Origin of the sequence: Bacteroides sedimenti, assembly GCF_040365225.1 — a bacterium.
In the GTDB taxonomy this organism is placed as follows: Bacteria; Bacteroidota; Bacteroidia; order Bacteroidales; family Bacteroidaceae; genus Bacteroides; species Bacteroides sedimenti.
On sequence record NZ_AP028055.1, the window covers coordinates 3,453,809 to 3,470,985 of the forward strand.

Annotated in this window: 10 protein-coding genes; 6 read left to right on the forward strand and 4 right to left on the reverse strand. The window is 41.8% G+C overall.

Going from position 1 to position 17,177, the window contains the following annotated elements; genetic code table 11:
• Positions 1 to 44: 44 nt before the first annotated feature.
• From ABWU87_RS13755 to ABWU87_RS13765, 3 genes are all read left to right on the forward strand, one after another.
• Positions 45 to 1,685, forward strand: a complete 1,641-nt coding sequence (locus ABWU87_RS13755) for a fumarate hydratase (protein ID WP_353331663.1) — start codon at positions 45 to 47, stop codon at positions 1,683 to 1,685.
• Positions 1,686 to 2,465: 780 nt separating this feature from the next.
• A complete protein-coding gene (locus ABWU87_RS13760) occupies positions 2,466 to 5,477 on the forward strand; it encodes a SusC/RagA family TonB-linked outer membrane protein (protein WP_434533888.1) in 3,012 nt (1,003 codons plus the stop codon).
• Between the two features lie 18 nt (positions 5,478 to 5,495).
• The gene (locus tag ABWU87_RS13765; protein ID WP_353331665.1) at positions 5,496 to 7,205 is read left to right on the forward strand and encodes a RagB/SusD family nutrient uptake outer membrane protein; all 1,710 of its coding nucleotides are present in this window, start codon (positions 5,496 to 5,498) and stop codon (positions 7,203 to 7,205) included.
• Between the two features lie 130 nt (positions 7,206 to 7,335).
• Here ABWU87_RS13765 and rsgA read toward each other — a convergent pair whose 3' ends face one another.
• The 4 genes from rsgA to ABWU87_RS13785 all read right to left on the reverse strand — a co-directional run bounded on the left by rsgA (position 7,336) and on the right by ABWU87_RS13785 (position 11,731).
• Positions 7,336 to 8,268 (reverse strand): ribosome small subunit-dependent GTPase A, encoded by a 933-nt coding sequence (gene rsgA, locus ABWU87_RS13770; protein ID WP_353331667.1) that lies wholly within the window; start codon positions 8,266 to 8,268, stop codon positions 7,336 to 7,338.
• Positions 8,269 to 8,343: 75 nt separating this feature from the next.
• Positions 8,344 to 8,904 carry a ribosome recycling factor gene (gene frr / locus ABWU87_RS13775; RefSeq protein ID WP_353331669.1) on the reverse strand — a complete coding sequence of 187 codons (561 nt, stop codon included), beginning with the start codon at positions 8,902 to 8,904 and terminating at the stop codon, positions 8,344 to 8,346.
• Positions 8,905 to 9,168: 264 nt separating this feature from the next.
• The gene (locus ABWU87_RS13780) at positions 9,169 to 10,353 is read right to left on the reverse strand and encodes a hypothetical protein (protein ID WP_353331671.1); all 1,185 of its coding nucleotides are present in this window, start codon (positions 10,351 to 10,353) and stop codon (positions 9,169 to 9,171) included.
• Complete coding sequence (locus ABWU87_RS13785; protein ID WP_353331673.1) at positions 10,343 to 11,731, reverse strand: APC family permease; 1,389 nt, start codon at positions 11,729 to 11,731, stop codon at positions 10,343 to 10,345. The genes ABWU87_RS13780 and ABWU87_RS13785 overlap by 11 nt, the downstream gene beginning before the upstream one ends.
• Positions 11,732 to 11,895: 164 nt before the next feature.
• Here ABWU87_RS13785 and ABWU87_RS13790 point away from each other — a divergent pair, with 164 nt between their 5' ends.
• Genes ABWU87_RS13790 through ABWU87_RS13800 form a run of 3 tightly spaced genes read left to right on the forward strand, consistent with a single transcriptional unit; the run spans position 11,896 to position 17,166 of the window.
• Positions 11,896 to 12,711 carry a metal ABC transporter permease gene (locus tag ABWU87_RS13790; RefSeq protein ID WP_353334479.1) on the forward strand — a complete coding sequence of 272 codons (816 nt, stop codon included), beginning with the start codon at positions 11,896 to 11,898 and terminating at the stop codon, positions 12,709 to 12,711.
• A 29-nt stretch (positions 12,712 to 12,740) separates the two neighbouring features.
• Positions 12,741 to 15,593 (forward strand): tetratricopeptide repeat protein, encoded by a 2,853-nt coding sequence (locus ABWU87_RS13795; RefSeq protein ID WP_353331674.1) that lies wholly within the window; start codon positions 12,741 to 12,743, stop codon positions 15,591 to 15,593.
• A gap of 22 nt (positions 15,594 to 15,615) precedes the next feature.
• The gene (locus tag ABWU87_RS13800) at positions 15,616 to 17,166 is read left to right on the forward strand and encodes a bifunctional response regulator/alkaline phosphatase family protein (protein ID WP_353331676.1); all 1,551 of its coding nucleotides are present in this window, start codon (positions 15,616 to 15,618) and stop codon (positions 17,164 to 17,166) included.
• The last annotated feature ends 11 nt before the right edge of the window (positions 17,167 to 17,177 follow it).

Below are 17,177 nucleotides of genomic sequence, written 5' to 3' on the forward strand. Positions count from 1 at the left end.
TAGTATCTTTGCGGAACGAAATTTACTTTAAAAAATATAGAGATATGGCAACACCTCCGTTTAAGTATCAAGCTCCGTTCCCAATGGGAAAAGATGAGACTGAGTATTACTTGCTTACTAAAGAACATGTATCTGTAAGTGAGTTTGATGGAAAAGAAATTCTGAAAGTAGATTCAGAAGGATTAACCATGCTGGCGAATGCCGCTTTCCGTGACGTGGCTTTCATGCTTCGTCCCGAACATCAGAAGCAGGTGGCAAAGATTCTTTCTGACCCCGAAGCAAGTGAAAATGATAAATATGTAGCGCTGACATTCCTTCGCAATGCCGAAGTATCTGCAAAAGGAAAGCTTCCTTTCTGTCAGGATACCGGTACTGCAATTATTGTAGGAAAGAAAGGTCAGCAGGTATGGACTGACGGATGCGACGAAGAGGCTCTTTCGAAAGGTGTGTACAAAACATACACTGAAGAAAACCTTCGCTACTCTCAGAATGTGCCTCTGGATATGTACAAAGAGATTAATACAGGATGCAACCTTCCTGCACAGATTGACCTTTACGCAACTCAGGGAGCCGAATACAAGTTCCTTTGCATTGCTAAGGGTGGTGGTTCTGCCAACAAAACATATCTGTACCAGGAAACAAAAGCATTGTTGAACCCAGCCAAGCTGGTTCCGTTCCTGGTTGAAAAGATGAAAACATTGGGTACCGCGGCTTGTCCTCCTTACCACATTGCTTTCTGTATTGGTGGTACTTCTGCCGAAACAAACCTGAAAACAGTGAAGCTGGCTTCTGCCAAGTATTACGATAACCTGCCAACTTCGGGCAACGAAGGCGGACAGGCATTCCGTGATGTTGAACTTGAAAAACAAGTATTGCTCGAAGCTCAGCGCATGGGCTTGGGTGCTCAGTTTGGTGGTAAGTACTTCGCTCACGATATTCGTATCATCCGTTTGCCACGTCACGGTGCATCTTGTCCGGTAGGTATGGGCGTTTCCTGCTCTGCCGACAGAAACATCAAGGCTAAGATCAATAAGGACGGTATCTGGATTGAAAAGATGGAAGATAATCCGGGCCAGTATATTCCTGAAGAATTGCGCAATGCAGGTGAAGGCGATGCAGTGAAGATTGACCTGAACCAGCCAATGGCCGAAATTCTGAAGGAGCTGGATAAGTATCCTGTTTCCACACGTCTTTCTCTGAACGGTACCATCATTGTAGGTCGTGACATTGCTCATGCCAAATTGCAGGAACGTATCGATGCAGGCTTAGGTCTTCCTCAGTACGTAAAAGACCATCCGATTTATTACGCCGGACCGGCAAAAACTCCTGCTGGTATGCCTTCAGGTTCCTTCGGACCGACTACTGCCGGACGTATGGACTCTTATGTTGATACATTCCAGGAAAACGGTGGTAGCATGATTATGATTGCTAAAGGTAACCGCAGTCAGCAGGTAACTGATGCCTGCAAAAAGCATGGCGGTTTCTATTTGGGTAGTATCGGTGGACCGGCTGCTATCCTGGCACAGAATAACATTAAGAAGGTAGAATGCCTTGAATATCCTGAACTGGGTATGGAAGCAATCTGGAAAATTGAAGTGGAAAACTTCCCTGCATTTATTTTGGTGGATAACAAAGGAAACGATTTCTTCAAGCAGATTAAGCCTATTTGTGTAAGCTGTAAGTAACACATTGATATTATATGTTAAAGCCCCGGCGCTCTGGATTGAGCGGCCGGGGCTTTTTTTCTTTAATCAATATTGGAGGACTCATGGTTGAGCATTCTTTGCATTTGAAAGGCTGTTTCCTGTAAATGAGAATGCAGTCTTTAATTTATTATATTTGTTTTAATGCGACTATATAATAAAATAATTTCAATAATAGATTGTGATTATGTTTGATTAAGAATAAATATGCTATTTTAAGTCTAAGTTATTAAATTATAAATATTTAAATAGATCTTATTTTGACATTTTATTAATTCTAATTTGTGTATTTTGATGCTTTGTTATCTGTATTTTATTAATATATAATAAGTTATAGTATTATGTAATTCTGAAATATTCCATGTAAATAGTAAAAATTAGATACTAAATAAATGTAAGACTGCTATTTGTTTTTCTCGTATTTGTTTATTTTATTACTTTCATGTGGTTTTTATCTTCTTTAAAACATTAGATGTATGTATAAAAATATAACTTTTAATTTTAGGGTTTGCGATTACTAAAGATGACGATTGACTAATTTTGACTTGAACTTCTATCTGTGGCTAATTGGTTGATAATGTGGTGTATAAATAGGGATCATATTTTTAACATATAAATTTATTCGAAAAAATACATAAAAAAAGAAAAAACATATATCTTTGCCATTGTTAACCAGATAAATATTTTGTTGATTTTAATTAAGAAAGAAATTCTTGGAATTTCTTTCGACTAATATATTCTATAATTAAAATTGCTAAAAGTATGTCCAAATCTAAACAAATGAAAACATTAAACAGAAAACAGATGATCTTAATTTGTCTGTTTTTAAACTTTTTCCTGTGTGTCGGGTCTGTTTTCGCTGAATCACTTCAGAATCGAAAAGTGACAGGAACTGTATCCGATTCTAAAGGAGAACCAATTGTAGGAGCAAATGTCTCCGTAAAAGGAACCACGACTGGTACTTATACCGACATTGACGGTGGTTTTATGATTGAAGCTTCTAATAAAGCAACGCTAGTTGTTTCGTTTCTAGGTTACGCTTCTACTGAAGTGCCTGTTGGAAACCAAACTACCTTGAAGATCGTTCTTCAAGATAATGACAAAGTACTGAGTGAAGTAGTAGTTGTAGGTTATGGTACACAGAAGAAAGAAAGTCTGACTGGTTCTCTGCAAACAATCAAAAGTGATAAATTAGTTGATATTACCACTCCGAATGCGGCCAACCTGCTGAGCGGCAAGGCTCCGGGTGTATTTGTTGCTCCGGGTTCCGGACAACCAGGTTCTGAAGCTGCCATTGTGATTCGTGGAAAATCTACAGTAAACGGAAGTACAGCTCCGCTGTGGGTAATCGATGGTGTTATTGTGGGCTCTGATGCTGGTGCATTAAATCCGGCAGATATTGAAAGCGTTACTATTCTGAAAGATGCTGCATCAACTGCTATTTACGGTTCGCAAGGCGCCAACGGAGTTATTTTGGTAACGACTAAAAAAGCGAAAATACAGAAGATGACAATGACAGCTTCTGCTAAAGTGGGTTTTAGCAAACTGAATAATGGCAATCTAAAGGTAATGAATGGTGCTGAGCTTTATGATTATTATAAATCATTTACAAATGCAGAAGATATCTCATTCCCTCGCTGGAATAGTGATTTACGTAATAGTAATTTTAACTGGTGGGATTTGGCTACACATACTGGCGTGGCTCAAGATTACAATATGTCTCTTTCCGGAGGTGATGAAAAACTGCGGTCTTACTTTTCATTAGGCGTTTATGATGAGACTGGGGCTGTGAAGGGGTATGATTACACTCGTTATAACTTCCGTCTTAAGACCGATTATAAACCTTACGAATGGTTGACTATTAAACCTTCGATCTCCGGATCAAAAAACAATATCAAAGATCGTCAGTATTCGGTAACTGCTATGTATTCTAACATGCCATGGGATAACCCATACGATAGCAAAGGAAAGATCGTGGGTAACTACTCTGACACCTGGGTTAATAGTAACAGCACAAACTACTTGTACGATTTACAGTGGGATTACGGCAAATCTACCGACTATGAGTTTATGGGTAACTTCGACTTTGATGTGAAAATTACAGACTGGCTAACTTTCTCTTCTGTTAATAACATCAAGTGGACAGGCAGCACTTACAATTATTATACCGATCCTCGCTCTTCAAGTGGTGAAGGTGTAAACGGTCGCTTGTACGAGTACCAGAGCAATATGGAACGTCGCTATACCAACCAGTTGATCCGTTTCAATAAATCATTTGGAAAACACTCCGTGAATGCCTTGGCTGCTTATGAATTCAACGATTATTGGGGGAAAAACATTTCGGCTACAGGTACAGGATTTGTTCCGGGATTTGAAGTGCTAGATGTAACTGCTAAACCTGAAGCTGTTGGTGGAAATATCAGTGAATGGGCTGTACAGTCATACCTGTTTAATGCCAATTATTCGTATGATGAAAAGTACCTGGCTCAGGTTTCTTTCCGACGCGATGGTGCTTCTAACTTTGGTGACAATGCTAAGTATGGTAACTTCTTCTCTATAAGTGGTGGTTGGAATGTTCACCGTGAAGAGTGGTTCAGCGCTGATTGGGTAAACGCATTGAAACTTCGTGCGTCTTATGGTTCCGTTGGTAGCCGCCCTGGGGACCTCTATCCACAATACGACCTTTATTCTGTATCGTCAAGCTATAATGAAATACCGGGAGCTTTGATCTCGCAAATTGGTAACAAGGACCTCACTTGGGAGAAGACCTATACTACTGGAATTGGTCTGGATGCAACCTTCTTTAACCGGGTGTATCTGACATTGGATTTATATAATAAAAATACCAGTAACCTGCTTTATAGGGTTCCGGTATCTGGACTTACCGGTGTAACCGGCATCTGGAGAAACGTAGGTGAACTGAATAACAAGGGTATAGAACTAACCTTAGGTGGCGACATTATCAAAAACAAGAACTGGAACTGGAATGTAACCTTGAATCTGGGTACAAACTCTAACGAAATAAAGCAACTTTATGGAGATAAAGCTCAGATGATCATCAGTGATGGTAGTGGTATCGCAGGTACTGCAGACAAATTGCTTCGTCCGGGACTGGACAGTGATAGCTTCTATTTGCGCGAATGGGCCGGTGTTAATCCAGAAAACGGTGCTCCGCAATGGTATAAAACCGTAACCGATGCTAACGGCAACAAAACACGCGAGGTTACCAGCAAGTATGCGGAAGCCGATCAGGTAGTTTGTGGCGCATCAACCCCCGACTTCTTCGGTGCAATCTCTACTTCGTTGAAATACAAGAGCTTCGATTTGAATGCAAACTTCGGATACTCTGTAGGTGGTAAGATTTACAACTACTCACGTTCAGAATATGATTCAGATGGTGCTTATACAGACCGTAACCAGATGAAACTAATGGATGATTGGAGTCGCTGGACCAAACCTGGTGATATAGCAACACACCCGGCTGCAAGTTACAACAACAGCTCCAATTCTAACAAAGTTTCTTCTCGTTTCCTTGAAAACGGTGACTTCTTTAAACTTCGCTCATTGACATTGGGATATAACTGGACTTTGCCTCAATTTTCAATCTCTAACTTGAGAGCATTTGTTTCAGGAGAGAATCTCTTCTGCATCACGAAATATTCGGGTGTAGATCCGGAAATCCCAGCCTCTGGCTCATCGGTTATCGGAACAGCGGGTCCTTCTGTTTACCCCTCCGTCCGGAAAATCATGTTTGGTATCAATGTTACATTTTAATTAAGAGGAATTTACAATATGAAAAAACTAAGTATACTGCTTCTGGCAGGCGCATGCTCCTTTACAGCTTGCGATATAGAACGAATGCCCTATGGATCAATGGCAGCTGAAACAATTGTTTCCAATCCTCAAGGGTCGCTTGAATCATTATTAAATGGTTGTTATGCACAGATGAAGACATGGTCGGACGTGATGCACCGGTGTGGTGAATACGCAGGAGACAACATAATGATCCGTGGTACATCTACTGATGCATTCTATGAATTTATCTCATATTCACGCACCCCTAATAACTACCGTTTGCAATCTTTCTGGGACAACGGCTACAAGGTGATTGCTCAATCATCCAACATCATCAAGATGATTGAAGAAGGACAGAGTGCAGAAGTTGACAATAAGTTGGGAGAGTGCTACTTCCTGCGTGGAATGATGTACTTTTACCTTACTCGTGCATATGGTCGTCCTTACTATCAAAGTCCGGAAACAAATCTGGGAGTGCCCATCGTGAATGGAACTCCGGAAGATATGGTGAATCTTTCATTGCCCGACCGTTCGAGTGTAAAGGCATGTTACGAACAGGCCATCAATGACCTGAAAAAAGCTGAGTCGATGATGACGATAAATAATGGTCCATCTTACGCTTCGAAAGAAGCTGCCCAGGCTTTGCTCTCACGCGTTTATCTCTATATGAGTGGTACTTATGAGTCTCCTAATACGACTTATGCCCAACTGGCAGTGGACTATGCAACAAAGGTGATCAATTCAAATACTTATGGGTTACTTGATCGTGAAACATTCATGGGATACAATACCATTGTTCCTGAAGATAACAAGGAATCCATTTTCGTTATCAAACGTGTAGCTTCTGAATTCTCTGGTTATGATCATTACTACGGTATCGGCGGTATGTATTCAAATATTGGTGGCATGGGCTGGGGCGAAATGTACGCAAGTGGCAAGTATCTTGCTTTACTTGACGAAACCGGACGCAACGATTGGTATAACAATAAGATTGTTGATGCTCGTGCCAAGTTTATTGAACCGCAATATACCGAAACAAGAGATGAAGTGTTCCGCTTTATAAAAGACGTATATAATACCAGCAACGTGCAGACCGGTTACAACTATGTGCAGGCTTCTGTAACAAAAGATGGTAATACGGTTACTTGCAAAGAGGGCGATAAAAGTTATACGCTGACTCCTGTGGATGCTGAACAGGGTATTTACTCCATTAATTATTCTGATGGTAAAACTTATACTGGTGTGCTCGATCAAAGAATGCAGCTCAACCGTGTTTACCCAATGTTCTACATTGTTAAATGCTCACGTGAAGGGGAAGATTCGCAGCTTCACTCACCGGTAATTTCCCGTTTGGGTGAAATCTATCTGAATCGTGCAGAAGCATATGCAAAATTGGGTAAATATGCTGAGGCCAAGAGTGACTTGAACATTATACGCGAACGTTCACTTCCTGGCAAGGGATATGCCTCTTTGGATGCAACCAATGCAGCGGAAAGAATAGATAAAGAACGTCAGCTGGAGCTGGCTTATCAGGCTGAACGTAGTTATGATGTATTCCGTAACGGAAAATCATTGACTCGTCATTATCCTGGTCCGCACAAACCAATGGAAGATGTTGCTGCTACAGACTACCGTGTTGTTTATTATATTCCTCAGAATGCAATAAATGCTTATCCCGGTACGCTGACTCAGAATCCTACAAAATAAGGACTTAAAAGCAATATATAAATAATGTGGAGAAGGGCATTCGTGATGGATGTCCTTTTCTTTTTATATAAGACTCCTTACTCTATAAAAGTTGTTATCTGCTATAGTGCTTCGGAAAAAAATAAAATGATTAGTAAGCCGAACGGTATTTCCCTTCTTCCTTATCTTCCAGAATATTAAGGTAAGAGTTGTAGCGCGATTCGCTGATAAGGTGTTGTTCAACTGCATCGCGTACAGCGCATCCCGGTTCCTGACGGTGGGTGCAATTGTTGTATTTGCATTTATCAGATATTTGGAATATTTCGCGGAAGTAGTGGCTTACCTCTTCATCTTTCATGTCGAAGGTACCAAAGCCTTTGATGCCTGGAGTATCGATAATATATCCATTGCCCGGAACGGGAAACATCTCTGAGAAAGTGGTAGTGTGCATTCCTTTCTTGTGATAGGCTGATATCTCGGCGGTTCTCAGTTCCAGTCCCGGAACCAGCGCATTAATAAGAGTTGATTTCCCAACGCCGGAATGTCCGGAGAAAAGGGTAATCTTACCTTCCATCGACTTTCTTACTTCTTCGATTCCTTCGCCGTTGATGGCAGAAACCTTGAAGCAGGGATAGCCGATATAGGTGTAAAGGTTGATAAGTCCGTCCAGATAGCGCAGCTCATCTTCATCGTATGCATCCACCTTGTTGAAAACGAGTTTGACAGGAACCTGGTAAGCTTCGGCGGAAGCAAGGAAACGGTCGATAAATGTGGTAGATGTTTCGGGGTAATTTACGGTAACCACCAGCAGACACTGGTCCAGATTGGCTGCAAGGATATGCGATTGCTTGGATAGGTTGGAGGCGCGGCGGATGATGTAGTTTTTGCGATCCTCAATCTCACTGATAAAAGCTGTACCTTCCTGATTAATGATAATATGTACGTTATCTCCAACGGCAATGGGGTTGGTGCTTCTGATTCCCTTAAGGCGGAAATTTCCTTTGATTTTGCACTCTACCAAACGTCCGTCTTCCGTTTTAACCTGGTACCAGCTTCCTGTGTTCTTGATAACTAATCCGCGCACTTCTTTATTTTTATTGATTTACTGTAAAAAAGCTTCAGGAAACAGAGCAAAAGCTCTGTTCCCCGTTCTACTTTTTTATACGGTCATAATCTCTTTTTCTTTTGCAGCAAACATTTCGTCCACTTTCTTGATATACTTGTCGTGAACCTTCTGCAGACGAACTTCCGCATCTTTTACTTCATCTTCTGCCAGACCATCTTTCTGAAGTTTCTTCAGATGATCAATTCCTTCCCGACGGGCATTACGAACACTGATTTTTGCGTTTTCAGCATCTTTGGCAGCCTGCTTAGCCAGAGTTTTGCGTCGTTCTTCTGTAAGAGGCGGTATTCCCAGACGGATGATTTCTCCGTTGTTTTCAGGCATAATTCCTACTTCTGAATCAATAATGGCTTTTTCGATTACGCGAAACATGCTTTTATCCCAAGGCTTGATTACAATGCTTTTAGCATCCGGAGTGCTGATTGCAGCCACATTATTAAGCGCAACCATGCTTCCGTAAGAATCCACACGGATACCATCAAGAATTCGTGTGTTAGCTTTTCCTGCACGAATGTGTGCTAATGACTCATCAAGGTACATGATAGCCATGTCCATCTTTTCTTGTGCATCGTTAATACAACTGTTTACGTCCATCATCTTGTATCGGTTTAATAGTTTATTTGTTTCTGATTCTATTCGAATGAGCAAAAATAGTTGATTTTTTGAAAACCTGCAACAATTTAGCTCTTTATCCTTGTTGGTTAAGCACTTTATACGCCAATGTTAAGGCTTTTTAAGCTGTTATATTTGTAAAAAGGTGTAGGCTAAATATAAATAAGGTGTAGACTTTAATTGGTTAAAATCTACACCTTATTAAGAGATGAGGTAGTTCTTTTCAAGAATCCTTGCCCAATAAAAGCCTTACTCTTCGCCTTGATTTTTTAATAGGCAGAGTTGAAGGTTTGACTGCCTTGCATACCCTATTCGGAAGTTGATTGGTTTGGGTTCCTGTGTTTGATATGCATCGCGAAGATCGGGCTGCGGATACTTGGCAAACATATTGATGGGTTGGGTGAAAGCTCCATACAAATTAATATCCCATTTCGATTTGTCATAGAAACGTAGTGGGATCCCCGAATCGTCCTGCATAACGGCGCATGCATGGTTCAAGACGGCATCGCGGATAATCGAGAAATATGAGGTATGCATCAGGTAGGAGGCCGACTTGATAAAGCAAGCAGTTGTAGTCTGATCCAGCTTATCTATGTAAGCCATCAGTGGCTTGTTGCCTCCAAGTCCGCCATTGCTCAGATCGGTTGAAAGGTAATAAAGCGTTTGCAGCTTGTTGGTTCCTTTCCTGAAATACTTAAACTCTACCATTTTGCTTCGGTTTCCTGTTGCTGTATCGTTCTCATCCATATCAACAATCGTTCCTTCCTCGTTTATCTTTTTATGAGTAATGCTGACAATTTGTCTGTCCGAACGGGCCATAAGCATGGAGATGATGGGAACAACGCCATCGATGGTATCGTTTGCAAGTTCTACCTTCATATCCAGTGTCCGGAAAAAGCTGAGGTTCAGGATGTCGGAAACGGCATTCTGGTACAGTCTGTAAGTTGCAGTCGAAGGGTGTTTCACCTTGATTGCATTTCCGGGGCGCTCCAGTCCGATAAGGAAATAGGTATCCATATTGGGGAAGAAGGTATTCGGGAAAAGATAGTCGGGTCCTCCGAAGGGGTAGAACACAGTTTTGCATCTGCTGTTCACCTCATTCAGCTCATTCTGGGAGAAAGCCATTACTTTCGGAGCCGTTTGAAGGAACGAGTTCCATATCTGGTCCATGTTTTTACTGTGCGCCTTCCATGCTTCGGTTTGAGTAAGCGCATAGAGTTTGCTATCGTGGTTCTCAATGGGCATCCCCGCCACGAAACGTGCTGCCTCGTTCAGATCTTCGCTGGCATTCAGCTTAGGCTCTTCTTTCTGTTGAACGGTATCTTTCTGAGGAACTTCAGTAACAGTGGTCGCACTATTCCCCGGCTTCTGTTTACAAGAGGAAAAGGCCAGCACCATTCCTGCAATAAATAGTATTGCATGTTTAGCTTTCATTCTTATCATAACTTAATTTGTATATTAACTTTTTATAAAGCACCCATCTGTTAAGTCGGTAAATAAGTGCACCCGAAAGGAGTGTTGCCATGCTCATAAGGGTCATCCACATCGCTTTTTGCTTTCCTTCGATAAAAGTCTGGATGAAATCTTCACGAACCAGGTAGACAATCGACCAGAGAATCAACAGAATAAAGATAACCGGTGTGACGGGGTATCCCCAGGTTCTGTATGGTCGCTCGACTTGCGGATAACGATGACGATGTACAAAGACACCGGTTACTGTCATCAGGGCGAAAAAGGAGAGGGTGATTCCTGTATATTTGGTCACCAGCTCGAAAGAGTTGGTGATGATGAGCAATGCGCTGATAAAGTATTGCACCCAGATAGCGACAAAAGGGGTGCCGCGTTCCGATTTTCTGGCAAGCTGACGCAGAATGTAGGTGTCTTCTCCCATAACCTGAGAAACACGCGGTCCGAGGAATACCATGGAACTGATGCTTGATATCAGTAACAGGGCAATGAGCAGTCCCATCAAATTACCTAACGTCTGTCCAAAGATATGTTGTGCCGAAATCAATCCCACTTCCAGCTGTCCGGTCATTTCGTTTACCGGGGTAGAAAGCATGAACACGGCATTGATGAGCAGATAAAGCAGTGTCACCACCAACGTGCTGATAAAGAGAGAGCGAGGAATGGTGCGTTTTGGATTCTTGATTTCATTTGCCATATAGGCTGAAGCGTTCCATCCGGAGTAGGAGTAATAAACCCAGACCAGCGAAACGGCAAAACCTGTTGAGAAGATGTCTCCCCAGGAAAACTCAGAGAGAGAAACCGATAGACTCTGGCATTTAACCGGCATAACCAATCCGCAGATAATAAATCCCAGGATTACGAGAATCTTGAAAAAGGTAAATAAACGTTGCACGGCGCCGCCCATCTTAACATCGTAGGCATGAACGACTGTGACTAAGGTTAATACCAACAGTCCCACACTTATTGGGTTGAGAACCGGGAAAACCTTTGCCAGATATCCGCTCAGAGCCATACAGGCCAGTGCTACTGGTGCGGCAAATCCGACTATCAAGGAAGCCCATCCCGCCATAAAACCCAGCTTACGGTTATAGATAACCCGCAGATAATGGTATTCTCCTCCCGAACGTGGCATTACAGCCCCCAGTTCTCCATATACCAAAGCACCGCAAAGAGCAATGACACCGCCCAGTAACCAAAGAATCAGGATGGAGGTCATGTTGGTGGTTCCCATAAGCTGAAACCCCAGAGAAGTAAATACCCCTGTACCAATCATGTTTGCAATGACAAAAGCTGAAGCAGTGGTTAGTCCGAACTTGTACGTGCCGTATTTGTTGTTATTCATGCTTTTAGTTATGTTGTGTGTGCAAAAATACAATTAAATCTGTAACTTTGCAGAAATAACCTGAAAATGTGGAATAAATATTCTATACCTCTTGTATATAGGCGTTATACCGCTAATTCTAAACTGGTTAGAAAGGTGTGAAATCAACTAAAATAGTAAAGATGATGGAATTGCTTCAATATACTTTTTTTCAGAATGCGTTGTTGGGAGGATTGTTTGCCAGCATAGCCTGTGGAATTATCGGAACCTATATCGTTACCCGGCGACTGGTCTTTATCAGTGGAGGGTTGACGCATGCCTCATTCGGAGGGGTGGGCATCGGACTATATCTTGGTATTGCGCCGCTTATTTCGGCAACCATCTTTTCTGTGCTATCAGCTTTTGGCGTGAACTGGCTCAGTAAAAGAAAAGACATGCGCGAAGACTCGGCTATTGCAGTTTTCTGGACCATGGGGATGGCGCTGGGAATCATCTTTACTTTTCTATCTCCCGGATTTGCCCCCGACCTTTCGGCCTTTCTGTTTGGGAACATTCTTACAGTCAACACGGTCGATATCCTGATGCTTGTCTCTTTATCTATTGCTCTGGCACTCTTCTTTTTCTTTTTCCTTCATCCGATAATCTATGTGGCTTTCGACAGGGAATTTGCCCGTTCTCAAGGTTTGCCGGTAGCATTTATTGAATATACCCTGATGATGTTCATTGCACTCACCATTGTGGCATGTCTTCGTATGGTAGGAATCGTGCTGGTACTCTCGCTGCTTACTATTCCTCAGATGACAGCCAACCTGTTTACCCATAAATTCAAGTCAATTATCTGGATTTCCATCCTGATTGGATACATGGGATGTCTGGGTGGCCTGTTTATCTCCTATTTTCTGAATGTACCTTCGGGTGCATCCATCATTTTCTTCTCGATTATTATTTATGTGATTTGTAAGGTTGCGCGTAGCTTTTTTATACATTTGCAGAAACAATAAAAAGAAGGATTTTCTGTTTAATTTAGTATGTGAAACGTTTAAATACTGGTAGATTGGATAAAAAAGGGATATATCTCACCGGAAGCATGTTGTTGCTGATGGTTATTTCAGGCTGTTCTGTAAAAAAGAATACGGCTGGTTCCCGTTTTTATCATGCCTTTACAACCCGTTATAATGTCTATTTTAATGGTAATGAGGCCTACAAAGAAGGACTAATGGCCATTGAGACCGGAAACAAAGACAACTATCTGGAGATGTTTCCGCTTTATCCTATCGAAAATAAAAAAACAGTAGGGCTGGGAAGTGGTAATTTTGACCGGGCTATAGAGAAGGCACAAAAGGCAATCAAAGTACATTCCATCAAGAAAAAGCCTGATCGTAAGGTCGGAAAGAAGAGTGCTAAAGAGAAACGTTGGCTGGCACAGAAAGAGTATAATCCTTTCTTGCATAACGCCTGGATGCTGATGGGGAAAGCTCAATATAACAAAGGACAGTTCTTGGAGGCTGCTTCTACATTTTCATATATCACCCGTTTGTATGATACCAATCCTCAAGTGATGAGTGAAGCGAAAATCTGGCTTTCACAGTGTTATTCGCAAATGGATTGGTTTTACGATGCCGACGATGTGCTCTCTAAACTGAATAATGACACTCTTCCTTCGAAGTTGTTACCGGCTTATTCGGCAGCGTATGGTAGTTATCTTCTCCGACAGAAAAGGTACAAAGAGGCTATTCCATATCTGAAGACTATCATCAAAAACGAGAAACGAAAGAAGCAAAAGGCCAGGGAGTATTATCTGCTTGGTCAAGTCTATCAGGAACTTGGTGACAATTCAAATGCTTATGCTGCATTTGGAAAGGTGGCTGCACAAAACCCTCCTTATGAGATGGAATTCAACGCCCGTATTAAACAAACCGAGGTCCTTCCGGTTTCAGATGCACGCAGAACAATTAAGAAACTGCATGGAATGGCTCGTAGCAGTAAGAACAAAGAGTATTTGGAACAGGTATATTATGCAATAGGAAATGTATATATTTCTCTGAAAGATACGACACAAGCCATCAAGCAATACGAAAAAGGAGCGAAGGAGAGTACACGGAATGGCCTTGAGAAAGGGGTATTACTTCTTAGATTAGGAGACCTCTACTGGAACCGCCTTGATTATGTGAAAGCGCAGACTGCCTATAAAGAGGCAATAGGGCTGGTCAATAAAGAATATCCCGGATATGAAAAGCTGAATAAACGTTCGGAAGTGCTCGACGAACTGGTGAAGTATGTAGTCAATGTACAGTTACAGGACAGTTTGCAGCACTTGGCCTCATTGAGCGATGCCGAAAGAAGAAATGCTGTTGATAAAATTATTCAGGAGGTAAAGCGGAAGGAAGAGGCTGAACGGAAAGAAGCCGAGTTGCAGGAGCTGATGCTAAAGCGGGAAGAGGCTATGGATGGTCAGCCCCAGCGGAACACTCAGCCTGTGCAGAAAGCTATTAACACCGGAGATAAATCGTGGTATTTCTATAATCAACAATTGGTAACACAAGGAAAGAGTGATTTTCAGCGCAAATGGGGACGCCGGAAACTGGAAGATAACTGGCGCAGAAGAAACAAAACGGTAATATCCAACAACGAAATTGCAGAGACTAATTATAACGAGGAGACTAAGAGTGATACAACCCGGATTACAGAAAAAGGAAAAGGGGGCTTGCAGGATACTTTGGTAACTGATAACAAGAATCCTGAGTTTTACCTACAGCAGATACCTCTTACCGAAAAGGCAATGCAAGAGTCAAATGACATCTTGTCTGACGGATTGTTCAACATGGGTCTTATCTATAAAGACAAGCTGGAGGATTATCCGGCAGCACAAAGAACTTTCTCTCGTCTTTACACCCAATTCCCTCAATTTGGTCAGCTGGATGTGGCTTACTACAATCTTTATCTTATGAATTTAAGATTGAACAAGGTTTCTGAGACGGCTTTCTACAAGGAAAAACTGATGAAGGAGTTTCCTCAAAGCAAGTACTCAATGACGGTGGGCGACCCAGATTATGCCTACAATATGACGCATGGCAAACATCTGGAAGATTCTCTTTATGCAGAAACTTACGCTGCTTACCAACAAGGAAACTTTACTAAGGTCAAAAACAACTATGAAACAGCTCGCACTAAATATGCAATGGGGCAACATATGCCAAAGTTCATGTTCCTGAATGCCATCGGACAGTTACAGAGTGGGGAACAGAAGGAATTCATGGCCTCGTTGAAGGAGATTGTGGAGAAATATCCGAAGAATGAGATTACTGATTTGGCGGCAAACATAGTCAAAGGATTGCAGGAAGGTCGTCTGCTGGCGAAAGGAAGTACCTCATTCGGATCTATCTGGGAACGAAGAAAGAGCCAGATAGGAGAGGGGATCGCTGCGGCCGACACCATGTTGCCGAAATTTACGGCGGAAAGAAATACGCCATTCATCTTTATTCTGGCTTACGAGGAGGGAAAGGTAAACGAAAATCTATTGTTGTATGAGATGGCACGCTATAACTTCTCAAACTTTATTGTGAAGAACTTTGATCTCTCTTTCGTGAAAGAACAGGGCATTGGAATGCTTCAGGTGAAGGAATTTACCAATTTCGATGAGGCTTACTATTATATCAGACTGTTGTATAAGGATAAGGAGATGGCAAAGAAGCTAAGCGGAATGAGAGCGGTGATTATTTCAAAGCAGAATTATGATCTGTTATCAAAATATTACAGCTTTGACGATTATCAGGAGTTCTATCAGAAAAACTTCTCAGGTATTCCGGAACTGAACATCAAGGGATACACCCTCGATGAACCGGTCTTCGAAGAGAATAACAATACCGAGGAAGAACAAGAATAATAATGAACCTAAGAAAAGACAGATGAAAAAAGATCATTTACTCTGGGTGGACGATGAAATAGACTTGCTGAAACCGCATGTGCTCTTTTTGCAAAGCAAAGGGTACGAGGTAAGTACGGTGACCAACGGGCAGGATGCGCTCGACCTTTGCCGGGAGACTACATTCGATCTTATTTTCCTGGATGAAAATATGCCCGGACTTAGCGGCCTGGAAACCCTTTCGCTGATTAAAGAGATTTGTCCTACTGTGCCGGTGATTATGATTACCAAAAGCGAAGAGGAAGATATCATGGATATGGCGATTGGTTCAAAAATAGCCGATTACCTCATAAAACCGGTAAACCCTAATCAGATATTGCTAAGTTTGAAAAAGAATCTGCATAAAAAAGAGATTCTTACTGAGGTGGCTAATACCGGGTATCAACAAAACTTCGGAAAGATTGGAATGCAGATAAACGATTCGTTTACCTTTTCTGACTGGATGGAAGTATATAAACGGTTGGTTTATTGGGAACTTGAACTAGAGGCGTCTGAAAGCAACATGACGGAAATGCTGAGTATGCAGAAAACAGAGGCAAACAGTGCATTCACCAAATTTATCAAGAAGAACTATCTTGATTGGATTGCTAATCCGGAAGAACGTCCCGTGATGAGTCCTGATATTTTCAAGAAAAAGATATTCCCGCTGCTCGATGCAGGCGAGAAGGTCTTTTTTATTGTACTCGATAATTTTAGATACGATCAGTGGCGAGTGCTGAGTAATGAGTTGGCCGATTCGTTCAACTTTGAAGAAGAGCTGTATTACAGTATTTTACCTACTGCAACTCAGTACTCCCGTAACGCCATTTTTTCCGGGTTGATGCCCAACAAAATAGCCGAGATGTTTCCCGATCTTTGGGTAGATGAAGATGAAGAGGAAGGAAAGAACCTGAATGAAGCACCGCTGATTCAGACACATATTGAGCGCTATCGCCGCAAGCATACCTTTTCTTACCACAAGATTAATGATTCGGCAGGTGTTGAAAAACTTGTAAATTCAATGGATCGATTGAAGAATAATGACCTGAATGTTGTAGTACTGAATTTTATCGATATGCTCTCGCATGCCCGTACCGAGTCAAAAATGGTACGTGAGCTGGCCTCTACGGAAGCAGCTTATCGTTCTATAACTCTTTCCTGGTTCCGCCACTCTTCTGTGAAAGACTTGTTCAGAGCATTGGCAGCAACAGATTATAAGATAATCATAACAACCGACCATGGAACGATACGAGTCGACAACCCGGTAAAGGTTGTAGGCGACCGCAACACCAATACAAATCTTAGATATAAGTTGGGCAAAAGCCTAGGATATAATGCCAAGCAGGTTTTTGAGATAAAAGATCCCAAAAAAGCGCAGCTCCCAAGCCCTAATGTGAGTACTTCTTATATCTTTGCAGGTGGAAGAGATTTCTTTGCTTATCCCAATAATTACAATTACTACGTATCCTATTATACAAATACGTTCCAGCACGGAGGTATTTCTATGGAAGAGATGATTATCCCTTTGATAGGCATGCAAAGTAAGAAACGATAACGAAAATAAAT